The sequence below is a fragment of the Nonomuraea sp. KM88 genome (assembly GCF_052245635.1).
Taxonomy (GTDB): Bacteria; Actinomycetota; Actinomycetes; order Streptosporangiales; family Streptosporangiaceae; genus Nonomuraea.
Window position 1 is genome coordinate 267,820 of the sequence record NZ_JBQQCC010000011.1, and the last position, 17,952, is coordinate 285,771.

20 protein-coding genes and 1 riboswitch are annotated in these 17,952 nt (G+C 69.4%); of the genes, 6 read left to right on the forward strand and 14 right to left on the reverse strand.

The window, feature by feature from the left end; genetic code table 11:
• Positions 1-933 precede the first annotated feature (933 nt).
• The 3 genes from mptB to ACTWPV_RS30375 form a co-directional block, all read right to left on the reverse strand.
• Complete coding sequence (gene mptB / locus ACTWPV_RS30365; RefSeq protein ID WP_443154403.1) at positions 934-2,445, reverse strand: polyprenol phosphomannose-dependent alpha 1,6 mannosyltransferase MptB; 1,512 nt, start codon at positions 2,443-2,445, stop codon at positions 934-936.
• A 109-nt stretch (positions 2,446-2,554) separates the two neighbouring features.
• Positions 2,555-3,283 (reverse strand): glycosyltransferase family 2 protein, encoded by a 729-nt coding sequence (locus ACTWPV_RS30370; protein WP_347645948.1) that lies wholly within the window; start codon positions 3,281-3,283, stop codon positions 2,555-2,557.
• A 30-nt stretch (positions 3,284-3,313) separates the two neighbouring features.
• Positions 3,314-3,661 carry an STAS domain-containing protein gene (locus ACTWPV_RS30375; RefSeq protein ID WP_132328427.1) on the reverse strand — a complete coding sequence of 116 codons (348 nt, stop codon included), beginning with the start codon at positions 3,659-3,661 and terminating at the stop codon, positions 3,314-3,316.
• A 312-nt stretch (positions 3,662-3,973) separates the two neighbouring features.
• Between ACTWPV_RS30375 and ACTWPV_RS30380 the strand changes: the two genes are divergently transcribed.
• Positions 3,974-4,255: a hypothetical protein gene (locus tag ACTWPV_RS30380; RefSeq protein ID WP_347617572.1), complete on the forward strand. Its 282-nt coding sequence runs from the start codon at positions 3,974-3,976 to the stop codon at positions 4,253-4,255.
• 12 nt (positions 4,256-4,267) lie between these two features.
• Here ACTWPV_RS30380 and ACTWPV_RS30385 read toward each other — a convergent pair whose 3' ends face one another.
• Together ACTWPV_RS30385 and ACTWPV_RS30390 are read right to left on the reverse strand one after the other, a co-directional pair.
• Positions 4,268-5,401 (reverse strand): sensor histidine kinase, encoded by a 1,134-nt coding sequence (locus ACTWPV_RS30385; protein ID WP_443154404.1) that lies wholly within the window; start codon positions 5,399-5,401, stop codon positions 4,268-4,270.
• Entirely contained in the window at positions 5,401-6,099 is a 699-nt protein-coding gene (locus ACTWPV_RS30390; protein WP_347645946.1) for a response regulator transcription factor, read from the reverse strand. The genes ACTWPV_RS30385 and ACTWPV_RS30390 overlap by 1 nt, the downstream gene beginning before the upstream one ends.
• A gap of 94 nt (positions 6,100-6,193) precedes the next feature.
• On the opposite strand from ACTWPV_RS30390, the gene ACTWPV_RS30395 reads away from it, so the two are divergent.
• The 3 genes from ACTWPV_RS30395 to ACTWPV_RS30405 all read left to right on the forward strand — a co-directional run bounded on the left by ACTWPV_RS30395 (position 6,194) and on the right by ACTWPV_RS30405 (position 7,295).
• A complete protein-coding gene (locus ACTWPV_RS30395; RefSeq protein ID WP_161714338.1) occupies positions 6,194-6,367 on the forward strand; it encodes a hypothetical protein in 174 nt (57 codons plus the stop codon).
• A gap of 4 nt (positions 6,368-6,371) precedes the next feature.
• On the forward strand, positions 6,372-6,572 hold the full coding sequence (locus tag ACTWPV_RS30400) for a DUF6412 domain-containing protein (RefSeq protein ID WP_132505839.1): 201 nt from the start codon (positions 6,372-6,374) through the stop codon (positions 6,570-6,572).
• 81 nt (positions 6,573-6,653) lie between these two features.
• Positions 6,654-7,295 (forward strand): YidC/Oxa1 family membrane protein insertase, encoded by a 642-nt coding sequence (locus ACTWPV_RS30405; RefSeq protein ID WP_443154405.1) that lies wholly within the window; start codon positions 6,654-6,656, stop codon positions 7,293-7,295.
• Here ACTWPV_RS30405 and ACTWPV_RS30410 read toward each other — a convergent pair.
• Positions 7,279-7,722, reverse strand: coding sequence for an ATP-binding protein (locus ACTWPV_RS30410; protein ID WP_443154406.1), 444 nt, complete (start codon positions 7,720-7,722; stop codon positions 7,279-7,281). The genes ACTWPV_RS30405 and ACTWPV_RS30410 overlap by 17 nt on opposite strands.
• A gap of 113 nt (positions 7,723-7,835) precedes the next feature.
• A complete protein-coding gene (locus ACTWPV_RS30415) occupies positions 7,836-9,716 on the reverse strand; it encodes an ATP-binding protein (RefSeq protein WP_443154407.1) in 1,881 nt (626 codons plus the stop codon).
• A 96-nt stretch (positions 9,717-9,812) separates the two neighbouring features.
• On the opposite strand from ACTWPV_RS30415, the gene ACTWPV_RS30420 reads away from it, so the two are divergent.
• Positions 9,813-10,388 carry a methylated-DNA--[protein]-cysteine S-methyltransferase gene (locus ACTWPV_RS30420; RefSeq protein ID WP_347645942.1) on the forward strand — a complete coding sequence of 192 codons (576 nt, stop codon included), beginning with the start codon at positions 9,813-9,815 and terminating at the stop codon, positions 10,386-10,388.
• On the opposite strand, the gene ACTWPV_RS30425 is transcribed toward ACTWPV_RS30420, so the two are convergent.
• The 6 genes from ACTWPV_RS30425 to ACTWPV_RS30450 all read right to left on the reverse strand — a co-directional run bounded on the left by ACTWPV_RS30425 (position 10,351) and on the right by ACTWPV_RS30450 (position 15,381).
• Positions 10,351-10,794: a hypothetical protein gene (locus ACTWPV_RS30425; RefSeq protein WP_443154408.1), complete on the reverse strand. Its 444-nt coding sequence runs from the start codon at positions 10,792-10,794 to the stop codon at positions 10,351-10,353. The genes ACTWPV_RS30420 and ACTWPV_RS30425 overlap by 38 nt on opposite strands.
• A gap of 9 nt (positions 10,795-10,803) precedes the next feature.
• A complete protein-coding gene (locus ACTWPV_RS30430) occupies positions 10,804-11,685 on the reverse strand; it encodes a cytosine permease (protein ID WP_443154409.1) in 882 nt (293 codons plus the stop codon).
• A riboswitch (TPP riboswitch) is annotated at positions 11,676-11,788 on the reverse strand. It overlaps the preceding gene by 10 nt.
• A gap of 330 nt (positions 11,789-12,118) precedes the next feature.
• A complete protein-coding gene (locus tag ACTWPV_RS30435; protein ID WP_443154410.1) occupies positions 12,119-12,964 on the reverse strand; it encodes a hypothetical protein in 846 nt (281 codons plus the stop codon).
• Positions 12,965-13,036: 72 nt separating this feature from the next.
• Positions 13,037-13,480 carry a peptidase inhibitor family I36 protein gene (locus tag ACTWPV_RS30440; RefSeq protein ID WP_443154411.1) on the reverse strand — a complete coding sequence of 148 codons (444 nt, stop codon included), beginning with the start codon at positions 13,478-13,480 and terminating at the stop codon, positions 13,037-13,039.
• Positions 13,481-14,198: 718 nt separating this feature from the next.
• Positions 14,199-14,522, reverse strand: coding sequence for a rhodanese-like domain-containing protein (locus ACTWPV_RS30445; RefSeq protein WP_443154412.1), 324 nt, complete (start codon positions 14,520-14,522; stop codon positions 14,199-14,201).
• A gap of 424 nt (positions 14,523-14,946) precedes the next feature.
• Positions 14,947-15,381, reverse strand: coding sequence for a winged helix-turn-helix transcriptional regulator (locus ACTWPV_RS30450; protein WP_347645937.1), 435 nt, complete (start codon positions 15,379-15,381; stop codon positions 14,947-14,949).
• Positions 15,382-15,456: 75 nt separating this feature from the next.
• On the opposite strand from ACTWPV_RS30450, the gene ACTWPV_RS30455 reads away from it, so the two are divergent.
• Entirely contained in the window at positions 15,457-16,974 is a 1,518-nt protein-coding gene (locus tag ACTWPV_RS30455; protein WP_443154413.1) for an MFS transporter, read from the forward strand.
• Positions 16,975-17,031: 57 nt separating this feature from the next.
• On the opposite strand, the gene ACTWPV_RS30460 is transcribed toward ACTWPV_RS30455, so the two are convergent.
• Positions 17,032-17,910 (reverse strand): Fpg/Nei family DNA glycosylase, encoded by an 879-nt coding sequence (locus tag ACTWPV_RS30460; protein WP_347645935.1) that lies wholly within the window; start codon positions 17,908-17,910, stop codon positions 17,032-17,034.
• Positions 17,911-17,952: the final 42 nt, after the last annotated feature.

Here is a 17,952-nt window from a genome sequence, read left to right on the forward strand (position 1 = left end):
TCGTCGCCGTCCAGGTCGTCGCGGTGGTCAGCGGCGCCATTCCGGTGTCGACCTTCCTGGCCCAGCTGGTGCCCTGGTGGACGCTGCCGGACCCGATGGCGTCGGTGATCGTGACGATCGTCGCCATCGCCGCCCTGATCACCGCCGCGGCCTTCGCGGGGCCGTGGCGCTCCCACGTGCTCGGCCCTCTCACCGTGGTCGCCGCCGTCACCTCGCTCGCGCTCCTCCTCGACGTCATGACCGGCTCCAAGCTCCAGGTGAACGCCGTGACCGGCTACGAGCCCGTCACCGGAGGACGGTTCTACGGTTTCAGCAACATCGCCTTCGCCGTCTACGCCACCGGCACCCTGCTCGGCCTGGCCGGAGTGGCCCAGTGGCTGCTCGGCAAGGGGACGTCCAGGGTCGTGGTCGTCGTGGCGTGCGCGGCCTATGGAGGGCTGGCCGTCTTCGCGGACGGATGGCCGTCGTGGGGGGCCGACTTCGGCGGCGTGCCGGCCTTCGTGATCGGGCTGGCCGTCTTCCTCATCCTCCTGTCGGGCCGGCGCGTGTCACTGCTGAAACTGGCGCTCGTCGGCCTGGCGGGCGCGCTGCTCGTGGGGACGCTGTCGGTGTTCGACTGGCTGCGGCCGGAGCCTGAACGCACCCACCTGGGCACCTTCGTGCAGCAGATCATCGACGGCCAGGCGTGGACGGTGGTCGGGCGCAAGCTCACCGCCATGGTCGGCGTGACCGTCGGCAACTGGTCGCTGACCCTCCTTTCCGTGGTCGCGCTGGCCTTCCTCTTCCTGGTGCTCGCCCGCCCGTCACGCTGGGGCGCCTCCGCGCTGGGCCAGGTCTACGCGCTGGCCCCGGTGCTCAGGGCGGGCCTTTTCGGTACGCTCGCGTGCGCGTTCGTCGCCTTCCTCATGAACGACTCGGGCATCGCCATCCCCTCTATGGCGTTGACGGTAGCCGTGCCGCTGACGCTGGCCGCGTGCGTGCGCGCCCTGCAGCTCGCCACGCCCACACCAGTAGTGCCACGGTCAGGGCCAGCAGGGCCCACGCGAGCCGGGGCCTGAGCTCCGTACTGAGCCACACGAGGTCCTGTGGCTGGCCCTCCACCCTGGCGGGCAGGTAGGCCAGCGACAGGACCAGCAGGTGCGCGACCACGAACATGTCGAGCGCCGACGCCGTCACGAGCGCCAGCAGGCCGAGCGCCAACCCGTCGTACCACGGCAGGATGTAGGGGGTCGCGAACACGTACGCCACCACCAGCACCGCCGCCACGACGGGAGCCTCCGGGCCTCCTCCGTCCGTGGCCACAGAACCGGCACGCGACGCCGTACCGGATGCGAGGCGGAACAGGGACCAGGCGACGAGTGCGAGCACGAGGAGGGAGCCCACCTGGATCTCTCCTCGGTAGGCGCTGCCGGTGCCCACGACGGACTGCAGCCAGCCCTGGACGAGCTTCCAGAACGAGGCGTGCGAGATGGCCTTGCTGGTGCGGGTGATCGGCTCGATCGCCGCCGTGCCGACGATCGCGTAACCGGCGACCACGACGGCGAGGGCGCACCCGGCCATGAGCGCCAGCCGGGCAGGGCGCCGTCGCAACTCCCAGGCCGGGCCCAGGGCGACGAGGCCGGCGTTGATCTTGATGGCCACGCCGAGGCCGAGCAGGACACCCGAACCCGCCGGGCGGGCCCTGGACAGCAGTGCCGCGACCATGCAGGCGACGGCGAGGGTGTCGGCGTGCATGCCCGCCACCAACTGGTAGAGCAGGAGCGGGTTGGCGGTCCACAACAACGCGGCGCGCAGGCGTCTCGCCGGGTCGCCACGGGCGAACCGGTCGATGAGCAGGCCCGTCACGATGAAGGCGGCGGCATTGAACAGGGCCAGCACGAATATGGTCAGCCGGAGCGAGTCGCCGCCCACCCAGCTCGCCACCGCCTGCAGAGCCGTCGCCACCGGACCGTAGACGCTCGGCTCCTCCCGCCACGGCTCCTCGACCGCATCGGCGACGGGGTCGCCGGGAAGATCCACCGCGCCGTGGGTGTAGGGGTCGACGCCCAGCGTCACCATGCGGCCGTAGACGGCGTAGTTGAGGTGGTCGCCGGAACCCGAGGGAGGCAGGAACGCGAGCACGCCGGCGGCCAGGCAACCGATCATGACCGCCGTGCGCGCGAGCTCAGGGAGGACCCGGGGACCGCGGATGAGGGACAGGGCGAGCAGGAGGCCGAGGCCGCCGAGGACGAGGGCGGCGGCGGCCATGGCGATCGTGAGATGGGGGTCGGGCCGGACCTCGAAGGAGTAGGGCGGTTGCCAGGCAGCGCCGGTCAACGCGGGGACCATCGGCGAAGGACCGAGCAGGCCGATGCTGAGCGTCAGCAGGATCGAGGCGCCGATCGCCGCCGTGGCCGCCCACGCGAGCCGGCCTCGTGCCTTGTCGCGCCACGATTGCGAAGTCACCGGAAGATTCCAGCACATTCGCCAGGTGGTTCCGGACGGACGAGGTCAGACCTCCTCACGCCGGACGTTCTCCCGATCACCGAGCGAACGTTTCCCGTACGGCAGGTGGTCAGCGCTTGAATCGAACTTTGTCCAGATTTTGCGTGACAAGTGGCTCCCGCGTGGCCAGGGCGCGTGCCACATCGCGCAACTGCACGGCCCGGTGAAGTTGCGCCCGCCAGTCGGTGCCGGTGGCGCGGTGTGCCATGTCGACCTCGACTTCGGTGACCCGGAAGCCCTTGCGCAACAGGTCGATCGTCAGCGCCGTCTCCACGCCGAACCCGTGCGCCAGCGGCCTGGCCGCCTCGAAAGCGGCTCTCGTGAGGCAGCGCTGGCCGTTGAGCGGCTGGGCGGGCTCGAAGCCGGTCGCCCGGCGGATGCCCTCTTTCGACAGGCGGACGACTAAGCCGTGGCCGCCGAGCCGCACCCGGGTGGTGAACACGGCGATGGTCATGTCGGCCTCGCCCGCGCGTACGGGCTCGATGAGCGGAGCGGCGGCCTGGGCCGTGTCGCCCAGATCGGCGTCGAGGAAGAGGAGATGCCGGGGAGCGGCGTCCTCGTCGAGGAGGCGTACGGACTCCGCACCCGTCTCCATCGCGGCGGCCTTGCCCTTGTTGCGGCTGTGGCGCACCACCCGGGCGCCGGCCGCGCGGGCGACCCGGCCGGTCTGGTCGGACGAGCCGTCGTCGACGACCACGACGAGGTCGACGCCGGGCAGCGCCGCCGCCGCCCTGACGGTGGCCGCGATGCGGTCCGCCTCGTTGGCGGCCGGGATGACGGCCGCCGTGTCACCGCCCATCGAGCGTCACCTCCGCACGCGCGGCTTCCGTCATGATCCCTCGGCTATGAGAAACTCCTGCGGCACCTCGTCGTACACGGTGAACACCGAGTCGAGCCCCGTGACCTGCAGGATCTTGCGTACGGCGGGACGCGGCGCGGCCACGTCGAGCGCCCCTCCCTGCTCTTTCATGCGCTTGAGTGCCGAGAGCAGCACGTTCATCCCCGTGGAGTCGCAGAAATCCACGGCGGACATGTCGATGACCACCCGGCTAGGCCCTTCCTGCAGGAGCCGAGTGAACTCGGACTGCAGGTGGGGCGCCGTGTACAGGTCGATTTCTCCGGTGATGGCGACGAGCGCGCACCCGGCCTGTGATCGAGTCGAGACCTTGAGCTCCACATGGGCAGGCTAGCGGCGCGGAGGCTTCCGGTCACGTTGTCACGCCGATAGGGCGACCACAGGTTTTTGTCCTCCGTTTGTGCTCCATGGAAACGGAGAGTACGCGAAGCTTGACAGCGTGACATCGGAACTGGCAACCGCGTCATGGCGAAGGAGGGGCTGGGGCACGTCCGGCGGGCCCCCGGATCGATGAACGCAGACAATCCTGAAGATCCTCAGCGTCAGGGGCTCCGCGAACGGCTGGAGACCATCCTCATCCGCACAGAGAAGGCCACCTCATGGGATGACGAAGCAGGACGCCTCCGCGGCCTGGTGAACCACGAAGGCTATGTCCCCATCCGCACCCGGCTCGCGATCGAGGACCTCGACTTCCTCGCCGGCGCGCGCGCCGACCTGCTCAGGTTCTCCGAGCTCGGGCTCAGGCTGCTCGACCTCCACCAGCCGAGGGACGCGGGGGGCATCACGAGTGACACGGCCCACCCGATCCTGCGGTGCAGGAGCTGCATGTGGCGCTGGCCTTGCCCGACCTTCCGGGCGATGTCGGAGTCATTCGGCCTGCCCCGCTCCGACGTCGACCTTCCGGAGAGCGCCTGAGCACCCGAGGGATCAGCCGGCGACCAGGGGAAGCCGGATCTCGAACCGGCACCCCGGCCCGTCGTTGACCACCTCGATCCTTCCGTCGTGCGCCTCCACGATCCCCTGCGCGATGGCCAGCCCGAGCCCCGCCCCGCCGTCGGCCGTAGGGGTGCGTGCGGCCTCCCCTCGGAAGGCCACCTCGAACAACCGGGGCAGATCCTCCTCGGGGATCCCCCCACAGCAGTCGGTCACCGACAGGCATGCCATGCCCGTGTCGTCCACGCGGGCCCGCAGCACCACGGTCTGGTCAGACGGCGTGTGCCGGATGGCGTTGACCACCAGGTTGCCCAGGGCCCGCCCCAGCGCCCCCGCATCGGCCTCCACGGGCACGACCGACGCCGCCTCGGCGGTGAGCACCACGCCCTTCGCGCGGGCCAGCGGCTCGGCCCCTGCCAGGGTGTCGGCGACGAGGTCGGCCAGCCCGATCCTGGCCCGCGACAGCCGCAGGGCGCCCGCATGGATGCGTGACAGCTCGAACAGGTCGTCCACCATCACGGAGAGCCGCTCCACCTCCTGCTTGATCTGCCCGTGGTAGCGCGCGACCGTCTCGGGGTCGGAGACCACGCCGTCCTCCAGCGCCTCGGCCATGGCCCGCATCCCGGCCAGCGGCGTGCGAAGGTCGTGACTCACCCAGGCCACCAGCTCCCGCCGCGCCCCTTCGAGTGCCCGCTCGCGCGCGTGCGCCTCCTCCAGGGTGTTGGCGATCGTCTGGAGCTCGGCGGGCAGCCCCTCGGGCGCCACGAAGGGCGGATGGAGCACGGCGGCCACCAGCCGCCTGCTCTCCCCGACCACCCGCTTGGCCAGCACGAACGCGACCCCGAGCCCCACGAGCCCGCCCACGGTCACCACGCTCAGCACGAAGTCCTTGACCGCCCCCGCGATGATCATCTTCATGATGATCGCCACGACGCCCGCCAGCGTGGCCGCCACGGCGACGACAACGACCACGGCCAGCATCACGCCGATCGACCGGGTGCGCAGCCGCCACATCACCGCCACGCCCGCAAACGCGATCAGCAGCCCGAGCCCGGCGGTCACGGCGACGACCACGGCCAGGTCGCCGACGGCCACCGCCGGCTGCGTCAGAGCGGCCGTCCGAGGCATCAGGGCCCGTCTTCCAGAGGTTCGTACCGGTAGCCGACCCCCCACACCGTCACGATCCTGCGCGGCCTGGTGGGGTCGGGCTCGATCTTCTCGCGCAGCCGCCGCACGTGCACGGTCACGGTGGACGAGTCGCCGAACGACCATCCCCACACCTGGTTGAGCAGCGCGGACCTGCTGAACGCCTGGCGGGGGTTGCGCATGAGGTGGGCCAGCAGGTCGAACTCCCGCGCCGTCAGCAGCACCTCCCCACCCTCCAGGTGCACCTCGTGCGCGCCCACGTCCACCACCAGGCCCCCGTCGCGGAGCACGCCGGTGCCGCCCGTGACGGAGGCGCCGCGGGCGCGGCGCAGCACCGACTGGACGCGCAGCGCCAGTTCGCGCGGGCTGAACGGCTTGGTCACGTAGTCGTCGGCCCCGGTCTCGAGCCCGGCCACCCGGTCGATCTCCTCGCCGAGCGCGGTCAGCATGATCACGGGTACGGGCCAGCGTTCCCTGAGCTTCCTGCACACCTGAAGCCCGTCGAGCTTCGGCAACATCAGGTCGAGCACCATCAGGTCCGGCGGGTGGGCCAGCGCCCTGCGCAGCGCCTCGACGCCGTCGCCCACGCATTCGACCTCGTGCCCGTCGCGCTCCAGATAGCGGGCAACGACCTCCGAGACGGTCGGATCGTCGTCCACGACCAGGATGCGGGTGTTCACCACTTCACGGTACGGCCCGGCTTCGCGAAGGTGGCAAGGACGTCATTACTTCGTAAGCGTCGCGGATCATGCCACGAGGACGTACGGTGGCCTCATGGGTAGAGTCGTGATGCTCGTTCTCGGGACCCTGCTGGGTCTCTTCGTGTTGTTCAACTTCCTCCTGCCGATGGTGCTGGGGCTGCTCAAGGTCGCCCTGATCATCGGCGTGGTCGCTCTGCTCGTCTTCGTCGTGGTCACGGTGATGGGCAAGTCGTCACGGTCGCACTGAGCCGGTGACGCAGCTCCTGTTCGACCCGTGGCTGGCGGGGATCACCCTGGTGGCGGTCCTGCTGCTGGTCACATGGGCGGCCACGTTGCTGCCCGCCTTCGGCGGCGAGCCACGACGCTTCCCGCTGACCTACGCGCGGCGCACGGCGTTCCAGCGCCTGCGCGACCCGGACGCGGCCGGCCGCCCGCGTCCGCGCGCGCCCTAGGCATGCCCCGCTTCCTTCCAAGCGGGGCTCCTCAGGCACAGGCCGGGTGAGCCCTTCCTCTCTCACGCAGAAACAGGGCTCATGATCGATTCTCTTGTCACGTTCGTCATCACCGTGTCCGGGGGCCATGCCGCGCTCGGCGTCGTGCTCTTCACGCTGGCCGTACGCCTTCTGCTGCTGCCGCTCAACGTGCGCCAGGCCCGCACCGCCAAGATCAAGGAGAGGCTGGCGCCCAGGCTGCGCGCGCTGCAGAAGCGCCACCAGCGCAATCCCGAGCGGCTGGCCAAGGAGGTCTCCGCCCTCTACGCCAAGGAGGGCAGCTCGCCGTTCGCCGGAATCATGCCGATGCTGGCGCAGCTGCCGTTCATGTGGCTGATGTACCGGGTGGCCACGCATCCGACCGCGCTGGCCGGGCATGACCTCTTCGGGGCTCCGCTGGGGCAGCAGGTGGCGGGCATGATCGCTAATTACGGTCTGGTCAGCACCCCGGTTTTGGTCTTCTTCTTGGTCATCGTACTGGTCGCAGCGGTGGCGTGGTTCTCCGCGAGGCAGATCAAGATCACCGAAGAGCAGCCGGAGCTGATAAAGAAGATCATGCCGCTGCTCCCGTACGGCTCCGTGCTCGCCGCGCTCGTGCTGCCGCTGGCGGCCGGGATCTATCTGCTCGTCTCCACGGCGTGGGCCGTGAGCGAGCGGGCCGTGCTCGCTAGCCGGCCTCTCTGAGCGTCGCCACCTGCCCGTTCACCGAGCCGTTGCCGTGCGGAGCGGGCAGGATCGCCCACACCGTCGTCGTCTCGCCCTCGTGCCGGACGCCCCAGCTTTCCGCCACATATTCGACGATGCCGAGCCCCCGGCCCCCGAGCGAGGACAGGGTCGGGCGGCCGGCGCGTGGCTCCGTCGCCGCTCCTCCGTCGCTCACCGCCACCTCGATGTGGTCGTCGTTGCGCAGCCAGGCGACCCGCACCATGCCCGAAGGAAGCGGATGCGCGTGCCGCAACGCGTTGCTCAGCAGCTCGCTCACCACTAGCACGGCGTCGTCGATCGCCGCGGAGAAAACCCCGCCGTCCTGCAGGTCAGTGCTCAGACGCTGGCGGGCGACGGCGACGCTGGACGGCGCGTACGGCAGCAGCACCACGCTTGACACACCCACCTCCCCGTTCCCTGTGCCCCCCACGGGAACACTCCCCGGTACGACCGAAATGCCCCGTTAGCCGACTCCAGAAACCGCATCTCGATCACAGCTTGTACACATTGGACGATAGATCAGCGCAACTGTGACCGCCTCGTTACCGCATCGGTGTGTCGGATCCGATAGGGCAGAACCAGCCGCATGCGGGTGCCACCTCCCGGTCTCGGATGGGCGCTCACGTCACCCCCTTGTGCCCTCGCGAGGCTGCGGACGATGTAGAGCCCGAGCCCTACTCCACCAAACCTTCTCCGGTCGCCGCTGTCCACCTGGACGAAGCGCTCAAAGATCCGCTCCCGGTCAGGCGGGGCGATTCCGACGCCCTCATCGTCGACCACCACGACGACGTTGCCGGCCTCGGGCCAGGCCTCCACGGCGATCAACCCGCCCTTGGGCGAGTACTTGAAGGCGTTCTCCAGCAACTGCCCCAGAACGATGTCCGTGGCCAGCGCGTCGCCCAGCACGTTCGGCAGTTCGTCGGGGAGCCTCACCTCGACCCGGTGCCTGTCCGACAGCACGGGGAGCCCGAGCGTGGCGGCCCGGATCCGCTCGGCCAGGTCGAACTCCTCGATCCGGACCTTGAGCTCGTCCGCCCCCGCCCTGGAGCCCAGCAGCAGGTGGTCCATGAGCTGGCCGAGCGACCTGGACCGCTCGGCGATCGTGTGCACGGCCGAACGGCGCTCGGGGTCGCTCAGCTTGTCCCAGCGCGAGTCCAGCGTGCTGGCGAACCCCCGCACGATCGTGATCGGAGTGCGCAGCTCATGGCTGGTCGTGGCCAGGAACAGGTCCTTGGCCTCCTCGAGCTCCTTGGCCGCGGTCACGTCGCGGAAGTCGATGACCACCTCGCCGGTCTCCTCGATCCGCGCGCTCACCACGTCCAGCCAGCGGCCCGTCTCCAGCTGGAACGTGACCTTCTCCCCCGGCTCGGGCAGCGGGAACGGCGGCGGCCCGCCGATGACGTCGTCGGCCGAGAACGCGGTCAGCACGGCGGCGGCCGGGTTCCAGCGGACCACGCGGCCCGCCCCGTCGAGCACGGCGATGCCGTCGGCACTGGCGTCGAAGACGGCCCGCTCGTGTGCCCGCTGCCGCACCGCCTCCTGGTAGGCGACCGCGTTGCCCACCGCGATGCCCGCATGCCCGGCGAGCAGCTCCAGCAGTTCCAGTTCGAGATGCCCGGGGACACGCCGGGCGAAGAGCGCGTAGAGGGCTCCGTACGGGCGCCCGCCGACGGCGGCCAGGCCCAGAGTGATCGTGTGCAGGCCGTCCAGCCGCGCCCACACCAGCTCTTCGAGCCCGTTCGTCTCCAGCATGACGGTCTTGCCGGTGCGTAACAGCTTGTCCACCAGGCTCGTACGCAGGTCGGTGGTGGTGCCCCTGATCGCCTCGGGCAACTGGTAGGTGCTGACCAGCCGCAACCGGTCGCCCTCGATCAGCACGAACCCGCCCGCGTCCGCGCCGGTGAGCTCCGTGAGGCTGGCCGAGATCCGGTCGAGCACGGCCGACAATTCCAGCTCGGAGTTGATGTCGCCGACGACGTCCGTCAACCGGCGCACGAGACGTTCCCTGCGCGCCATGCGGTGCCTGGCCAGCTCGTCGGCCCGCGCCGGATGGTGCACGCAGATGTATCCGGCCACGGCGTTGCCCAGGCGCAGCGCGCTGATGTCCACCCGGAGGTCGAGGGGGACGCCGTCCTTGCGCAGGCGTTTGGTGCGCAACGACACGGACTCGCCCGTGCGTACGCGCTCCAGCACGGCGTTGAGCTCGGCGGTCAGCTCGCCCGGCACGATCGGCGCCCGCCGCCCGAGCAGGTCCTCGGCCGGCCACCCGAACAACCGCTCGGCGGCCTCGTTCCAGACCAGCACGCTCTGGTCACGGTCGAGCACCACCACGGCGTTGGGCGAACCGGCGAGCACCGCGCGTGCGATCTCGTCGTCACTACCGGCCCATTCGTCCCCCACACCTCCATAGTGCACGTGGCTTGGTAGGTGCGTCGGGCGATCCGTCCGATACGCTGCGGTCACGGCGATCTCGGCGGGTGTGGAGGGTGAGGGCGAATGGCGAGCGGTGATCTCGATGCCCTGTTGCGGGTGACCTCCAGCACCTACCGCGGCGAGACGCCGCCCGACATCGCGTTCGGCACCTACGACGGCGCCGTGGGCAGGCTGGTGCTGGCCGTGACGGGCAAGGGCATCGCGGCCTGCAGCTTCGAGGCGGAAAACGACGTCTTCGAGCTGGTCAGCCGGCATGTGGGCACGTTCATCGGCAACGACGCGCGGCGGCTCGACCCGGTGCGCAGAGAGCTGGATGCCTATTTCTCCGGCCGGCTGCGCGCGTTCGCCACGCCGGTCGACTGGGCGCTGGCCACCACGTTCGCCCGGTCGGTGCTGCAGAAGACCACGGCGGTCCCCTACGGCACGACCACAACGCTGGAGGAGATCGGCCAGAGCATCGGCAGGCCGCGCGCGCTGCGCGCGATCGGCAACGCGCTGGCCTCCAATCCCGTCTGCGTGATCGTGCCCTGCCACCGGGTGGTGCGCGAGGACGGCGCGCTCGGAGACTACGCGGGTGGCGCGAGCGCCAAGCAGCACCTGCTCAACGTCGAACAGCGCGCCTCCGCAACACGCCGATGAGCGCGGTCACGAGGGCCGCCACCACCGCCGCGCCGAGCGCGCCGTTCATCCACGGTTGCCTGGTGAAGCCGATGGCGTCGCGGGCCGACGCCCAGAACCCGTCCCACGCCGCGATGGTGGGCGTCGAGGTGGTGAGCCAGTAGGCGGCGAAGCCGAGCGCCCACGGCACCAGCATCGACCAGCGCGAGGGGGCGTCCTCGTCGGTGTTCCAGCGGTCGGAGCGGCCGAACCCGAAATAGTCGACGGCCAGCACCGCGAACATCGGCACGAACACCGCCCCGATCACGCCCAGGAACGCGCCGTACGAGGTGACGTCGACGACCAGGGCGATCACGACCGTGAACACGCCGATGGCGGTCGAGATGACCCGCCGGTCGACGCGCGGCATCAGGTTCTGCAGCGACATGGTGGTGGACTAGACGTTCGCGAACGACTGGTCGGTCTCGCGCAACACCAGGATGCCGAAGAACACCGCTCCGAGCGGCGCGGCCACGAACGGGTCGAACACGGCCGTGTTGTCGGCGTTCACGGCGGCGGCGCCGGCGATGGCCACGGCGTAGACGCCGAGCCCGAGGCAGGCCACCTGGGCCACCGTGTAGCCGCCGACGATCCCGGTGAACGCGGCGCGCCCGGAGCGGGAGTGCCGGGCGAAGTCGGCGGCCAGCGGCACCCAGGACACCGACAGCGCGATCACGTAGTCGACGGCCGGAGCGAACCCGGTCCACGACCCGCCGGCGGGGGCGGGCGCCTCGGACAGGAAGTACCAGGTGAACCAGATCATCGACACGATCACGCCGACGGTGACGTACCGCCGCAGCAGGCGGATCGCGCCGAGCGGCCAGATCGTGAGCGCGGTGGTCAGCACGCCCGCCAGAACCACCCACACGGGGTACGCCACCCCGTCGAAGATCGCGGTGGCGGCCTTGGCGATCACCCACAGCTCGAAAGCGCCCCATCCGAGCATCTGCACGATGTTCAGCACCGTGGGCGCGTAGGAGATCCTGGCCCCGAACAGGCCGCGCAGCAGCACCATCGCGGGCTGGCCTGTGCGGGTGCCGGGGATGGCGGACAGGCCCACCATGGCCGTTCCGATCAGGCTGCCGACCACCGTCGCCACCAGCGCGGCGGCCAGGCTCAGCGGCGCGTCGCCGGTCGGGTTGAGCAGGAGCAGCGCCCCTGAGAAGCCGAGGAGGCTGACACCGAGGTTGGCCCAGAGCGCGCCCTGATCGAGCACGCCCAGAGTCTTGGGGGGCTGACCGTCGAGAGTCAGCGGAACTTCGTCGGCGACGTGCGACATCGCACACTCCCTACGCCGGCATTACCCGGACAGGTTCATGCGGTCGGCGACAGCCGTAGTCGCCCTCTCAGCCTGATTGCCTCAAGCTCCCGCGGATTGATTTGTACGTGCGGAGCCGGAATGTCCAAGTTCCGCGGGCCCCATGATGCCTCATCCCTCCGAGTTCGGCCAGCCCGGGGGACATGACCCGGGTGGCCGGCTCCGTGGTGGCGGCTGCGCCCGCCATGGCAGCACCACTCCCAGCGGGCGTAGCCGTACAGAACGACGACGTCATCCGCAACTCGTACGGAGCCAGCCGCCCCGAGGTTCTCGCCCACAGGGTCATGACCGCGACGGTCGGCAGGCCCCTGGCGAAGGCGCCCGAGGGGGAACCCCCTCGGGCGACCCGACCTGACCCGGGGTACGTGGCTTCCTGCCGGAAGTATTGACGCCTTCACCGTGCTTCGCTGTCCGCTCGCCGGTCAAGGGTGTGTCGTGCGTTGCCGAGGTAACTCTGATTCGCCTTCCGCAGGGCCTCGAACCGCTTGGCATGCTGTTCGATCATCTTCGTCTGAATTCGCCATTCCGCTGCGGCGCGAGCGGCTACAAGATCGGTCTTTTGCTTGCAGCGTACGTCAGCGGCGGCCACGGCCTGTTCCGCCGGTGAGACCTTAGGTACGTTGAGGTTCCACCGCCGATCCTCCACCGCGGCTTGTGGGGTCTGGTAGTCGAAGCCGTTGTCGCGCATGCAATCGCTCCATGCCCGGGTGGCTATGACCACCGCCGGATCTGCCGCGGATTGGTCGACCGCCGCGTATTCCAGGTCGACAAGCCATGCGGAGTTCCGGTCGCGGACGCCTCTCCAAAGGGCAGAATCCGCCTGGTCCAGGCACCCGCCCGGGCCGAGCAGGGCGGACTGCTCGGCCTTGCTCGCACGGGCGGCCCATGCTGCCTCCTCCGCCTGGGCCTGTGCTTCTTGCGGCGTGTCAGGGACGTGGTAACCGTAGCGCCGGGCGGCTTCTGAGTCGGCAAGGCCGTAGCGGCGGGCGTTTTCGGTGAGGAGCGGGTGGGCATCCGCAGCCGACTGTTTCCCAGTCCAGACGAAGCCCTTCTTGGCCATGCATTCCCGTCTGAGCCTGGTCCGTGCGGCGGTGACCGTAACAAGGTCTTCATCATTGAGCCGGTAGGCATCGAAGGGCAGCGCGAAGGCCGCCCGGAACGGCGGTGTGCCTGGCTTCTGGGCAGCGCCCACACAGGCGGCGACCCCGACGCCGACCAGCGTTACGACCGCCCCTGCCAAGAAAGAGGAATTCTTTCCTTGCGCACTCGTTCGTCGTGCCGACGCTCGCTTGATCCCCATAAGCAGCGAGATTCAGCAGTTAACAATCTTAAACGCGCTCGCCCGATTGTCGCCGATCTCATTGTTTTTCAACTTGCCATCATCAGGCTGGCCCAGCTCCCGCCCGAACACGCTCATCGCTCCGCCGTATCCAACGTCCTGATAAAGCTCAACCCAGCACCACCCTTTTCTGACTTTGATCGAGCTGGTCTCGTTGTCCATCCCGTCACCACTATCATCGCCGTAATAGTCCAGCCAATTGTACTTCCTGAGGTCGGGCTTGCTCTTCTTGAAGTTGCGCCAGTGATCACCGTCCGCACCCTTATCCTGGTTGAAGTCCTCGTTCTCGTACAAGCAAACCCAACCAGCACTACACTTGCCGAAGGAGTCTGCGGCAGCGGGTGTTCCCCCGGCGAAAAGAACGGCGACCGTCGTGGCCGCCGTGACAGCCAGCGCGACCTTACGCTCCACTCTCATCACAAGTCCTTTCCCTGAGATCTCTTTGAGGCGAGCCCAGTCTTCAGACCCGTTTCAGCGCCGTAAATAGCCCGGATTCCACGCCTTATGCGCAGAGAGTCCACTTCAGGGCCAGACCCCGGCGTAGTGGATGTTTGTCCGGTTTCTTGGTCATGTGAGGCAAGGAACGGCGAGGCCGCGGGTGGCGTCGCGGACAGACGGTCACGGTCCGCCACTTTCCTGTCGTGCCGTCCCTGACCTGGCGTTCGACCGGTATCGCCTGCCCGGCGTGCGGAAACGCAGTCCCCCCGTGACCGTGACGACCTTGAGAGTGCGGCGTTCCTCACGTCCACGGCGAGTAGGGATCACGCCAGCAGCGGGCCGAGTCGGCAGCGGCCTCCTCGACGGCTGCGCGGATCGGGGGATGGTGTCCAGCGCCTCGGTCAGGACCGGCAGGTCGGTCGGTGGGCCGGCGAGGGTGACGTGCTCCAGGTGGCGGGTGAGCACGTTGACCGGGATGATGGCACGCGAACGCGGCCCCTGTTCCTGATCGGCTGGCGTAGAAACCCAACGATCACCAGGGGTCGCGTTTGTCATGTGTGCCCGGGGTGCCTCAACCGCCCGGCCTCACAGCACATGCGGCCCATCAGCCGAGAACGCTCCGGCACATGGAGTGCCATGGGTAGCCCTTCTGGTCTGCTCCCGAGCGCCTATGGTGCGCGGCGGCGGGGCGTCCGGCTCAGGCCACGAAGGGTTGCTCCCCGGTCTCGCTGACCAGCGGACGCCCGGCCGCCTCCCACGACTGCATGCCGCCCCCGACGTTGACCGCGTCGCGCCCGAGCTGGTTGAGCCAGGCCGCCACCTGCAGCGACCGGCCGCCCACCCGGCAGACGACGTAGACCGTCCGGTCGCTCGGCACCTCCTCGACCCGGCTCTGGATCTGGGTCATCGGAATGTGCACCGCCTCACGGGCATGGCCCGCCCGCCATTCGTCCTGCTCGCGGACGTCGAGAAGGTAGGCGTCTGCCGGGATGCCGCCCGGCTCGATCTCAGGAACGGTCATCAGATACCTCCGAGGAAGCCCCCGCCTTCATTCAGGCGGGGGAGGAATCGGACTCCTGCGGAGCAGGACAGGGGTAGCCGGTTCGCCTGGCGGCGAACCGGCGTCAAAACACCGCACGGTTCGGTAGTGTGTTCGACGGTGGCGATAACCAAGCCACCGGACGAACGATCAGAAGCACCCTCGCCGCAGGGCTTGCGGAGAGGTGAAACGCCTGTGGAGCTGGTGTAAGACCTCAACGAGAGTTCCTTTCCCGGGCGGGCGACCGGCGGTGAAGCAGGAAGGCCAGTCGGCGACGGCTGGAATCCCGGTCCTTCAGGGCCGGGAGATGTCAAGACCCCATCATCTCCCGGCGGCGGGGGGGAGTGCCGTCGCCTGGAGGAGGAGCGACGGGGGAAGGCGACGGCGCCCGACGACCGAGCCCGCCTCACGAAGTCGGGCCCTGAACGCGGGCGTCGTACGCGGCGCGGGCGCGGGCGATCTCCTCCTGGTGGGCCTCGGTCCAGGTGACCAGGGACTTGATGGTCTCGTGCAGCGTACGGCCGAGCGGCGTCAGCGCGTAGTCGACCCTGGGCGGGACGACGGGGTGGACCGTGCGGCTGACCAGGCCGTCGCGTTCGAGCTGGCGCAGCGTGACGCTCAGCATGCGCTGGCTGACGCCGTCGATCTCACGGCGGAGCTGGGTGAAACGCAGGCTCTCGCAGTCGAGCAGGGCGATGACGAGGAGTGACCACTTGTCGGCGATGCGATCGAGGATCTGGCGCACCTCGCAGTCCTCACGGGTGTCCCACTGGCGCGCGTCGTAGTCGTCGTCCATGGTGCCTGCGGAGTAACCGAGTGACGCAGAAGTGCCTTCTTCCATGAAGTCTCATGATGGCCGATGATGTGGACGGTTACAACAAGGAACTAACATAATTTTCCGTAACCGGGGGTTGTCATGCCTGTCCCTGCTCGTACGTGGGGCGTACTGATCGTTCTTTGCGGGGCCATCTTTCTCGAAGGCATCGACGTCGCCATGCTGAACGTCGCCCTCCCCGCCATCCGGGCCGATCTCGGCGTGCCCACGAGCATGCTCAGCGGGGTGGTGAGCGCCTACGTCCTGGGCTACGGCGGCTTCGTGCTGCTCGGCGGCCGGGCCGCCGACCTGCTGGGCCGGCGGCGCATGTTCCTGCTCTGGCTGGGGGTGTTCATGGCCTTCTCCGGGCTCGGCGGAGTGGCGAACGACGGCTGGGTGTTGTTGTTGGCGAGGTTCGTCACCGGAGTGGCCGCCGGCTTCATGACGCCCGCGGGGCTGTCGCTGATCACCACGAGCTTCCCCGAGGGTCGCGACCGCAACCGCGCTCTGATCATCTACGGCAGCACCGGCGCCGCCGGCTTCGCACTCGGCCTGGTGTTCGGCGGGGTGCTCACCACGTTCGGCTGGCGCTGGGTCTTCTTCGCCCCGGTGCTGATGTCGCTGGTGGTCCTGATCGCCGCGAGCCTGCTGATCGAGAGGGCGCCGGCGGAGGAGCGCCCGGCCGGCGGTTTCGACCTGGCGGGCGCGGCGAGCGTGACGGGCACGATGATGTTGCTGGTCTATGGAGTGGTACGCCTTGAGCACCCGTCCGAGGGCCTGCCGCTGACGCTCGCGGTCTTCGCCGCGGCCTTGGGACTGCTGGCGGCGTTCGTGACCGTCGAACGCCGCTCACCGCACCCTCTGGTCCGCCTCGGCATCTTCAGGTCGGCGGCGCTGGTCCGCGCCAACGTGATGGCCGTCCTGCTCACGGCCTCCTTCTTCGGCTTCCAGTTCCTGGTCACGCTCTACCTGCAGGAGTTGCGCGGCTGGTCACCCATGCAGACCGGGCTCGCCCTGCTGGCGGCCGCCGCCGACGTCGTGATCGCGCCGACGCTCACCCCGTGGCTGGTCAACCGGTACGGCAGCGCCAAGGTCATCCTCGGCGGCCTGCTGTCGGGCCTGCTGGCCTACGTGCTCTTCCTGGGCGCCGGGCTGGACTGGACCTACGCCGCGATGGTGCCGTCGATGGTGCTGATCGCCCTGATGTTCGCCTTCGCCTACGGCCCGCTCATGATCACCGCCACGGACGGGATCGCGGCCCGCGAGCAAGGGCTGGCCGGAGGGCTGATCAACTCGTCGTTCCAGTTCGGCGCCGCGCTGGGCGTGTCGATGGTCACGGCGGTCAACGTGGCCGCACTCGGCGGCGCGACCACGCAGGAGGCCGGGATGACCGCCTTCCGCACGGCCCTGGCGGTCCCGCTGGCGGCCGCGCTCCTGGCCAGCGCCGTCGCGGCGACGGCCCTGCTCACCAGGCGGCCCCCCAGGACAACCGACGTCCTGGTAGCCGGGCTGCCGGAAGAACCCACAGGACACGGCCAAGCAGGCGCGGGAACCACGGAACACGGTCAAGGAGGCGCTCGTCACGGCGAGCAACCCGTGAGCCTTCACGACCGGCCATGACAGACGGCGGCCGGCGTCGGCGCGTGCGGTGACGCCGGCTGTGCCGTAAAAGATGGATTATTTCAACAAACGGGACAACCTCCGGTCGGCGAGGGGCTTGCCGCCGGTCTGGCAGGTGGGGCAATACTGCAGCGCCGAGTCCGCGAACGACACCTCGCGGATCGTGTCGCCGCAGACGTCGCACGGCTGCCCCGCGCGGTTGTGCACCCGCAGCCCCGACTTCTTCTCCGCCTTGAGGTCCTTCGCGGCCAGCCCGTGCGCCCGCTCGACCGCTTCGCCGAGCGTGGTGACGATGGCCTCGTGCAGGTCGGCGATCTGCGCGTCCGTGAGTGTCGCCGCGATCTTGAACGGGGACATCCTGGCCGCGTGCAGCACCTCGTCGGAATAGGCGTTGCCGATGCCCGCGATGATCTTCTGGTCGCGCAGCAGCCCCTTGATCTGCGTGCGGTTGCCGCCCACGATGCGCTTGAGCGCGGCGACCGTGAAGGACGGGTCGAGGGGGTCGGGGCCGAGTGCGGCGATGCCGGGGACCTCGCCCGGATCGCGCGTGACATAGACGGCGAGCCGCTTCTGTGTGCCCGCCTCCGTCAGCTCAAAGCCGGGCGCAGCCCCCTCGTCGTCGGGCGCGAGCCGGACCCGCAACGCGAGCGGCCCCTTGCCGGGGCGGACGGGCTTGGCGCCCGACAGGTCGTCGCGCCAGCGCAGCCATCCCGCCCTGGCCAGGTGGATGACCAGGTGCAGGCCGTCGCAGTCGAGGTCGAGGAACTTGCCGTGCCTCGCCACGCCGGTGATGCTCAGCCCGCCGAGCGCCGTGGCGGGCGGGTCGAAGGTCTTGAGTGCCTGGAAGCCGACCACGTCGACCCCCACGATCGTGCGGCCCACCGCCCGCTCGCGCAGGAAGTGGGTGAGTGACTCCACTTCGGGAAGTTCCGGCATGTCACCAGGGTACGGTCCGCGCCACGCCGTCCACAGCCTGTG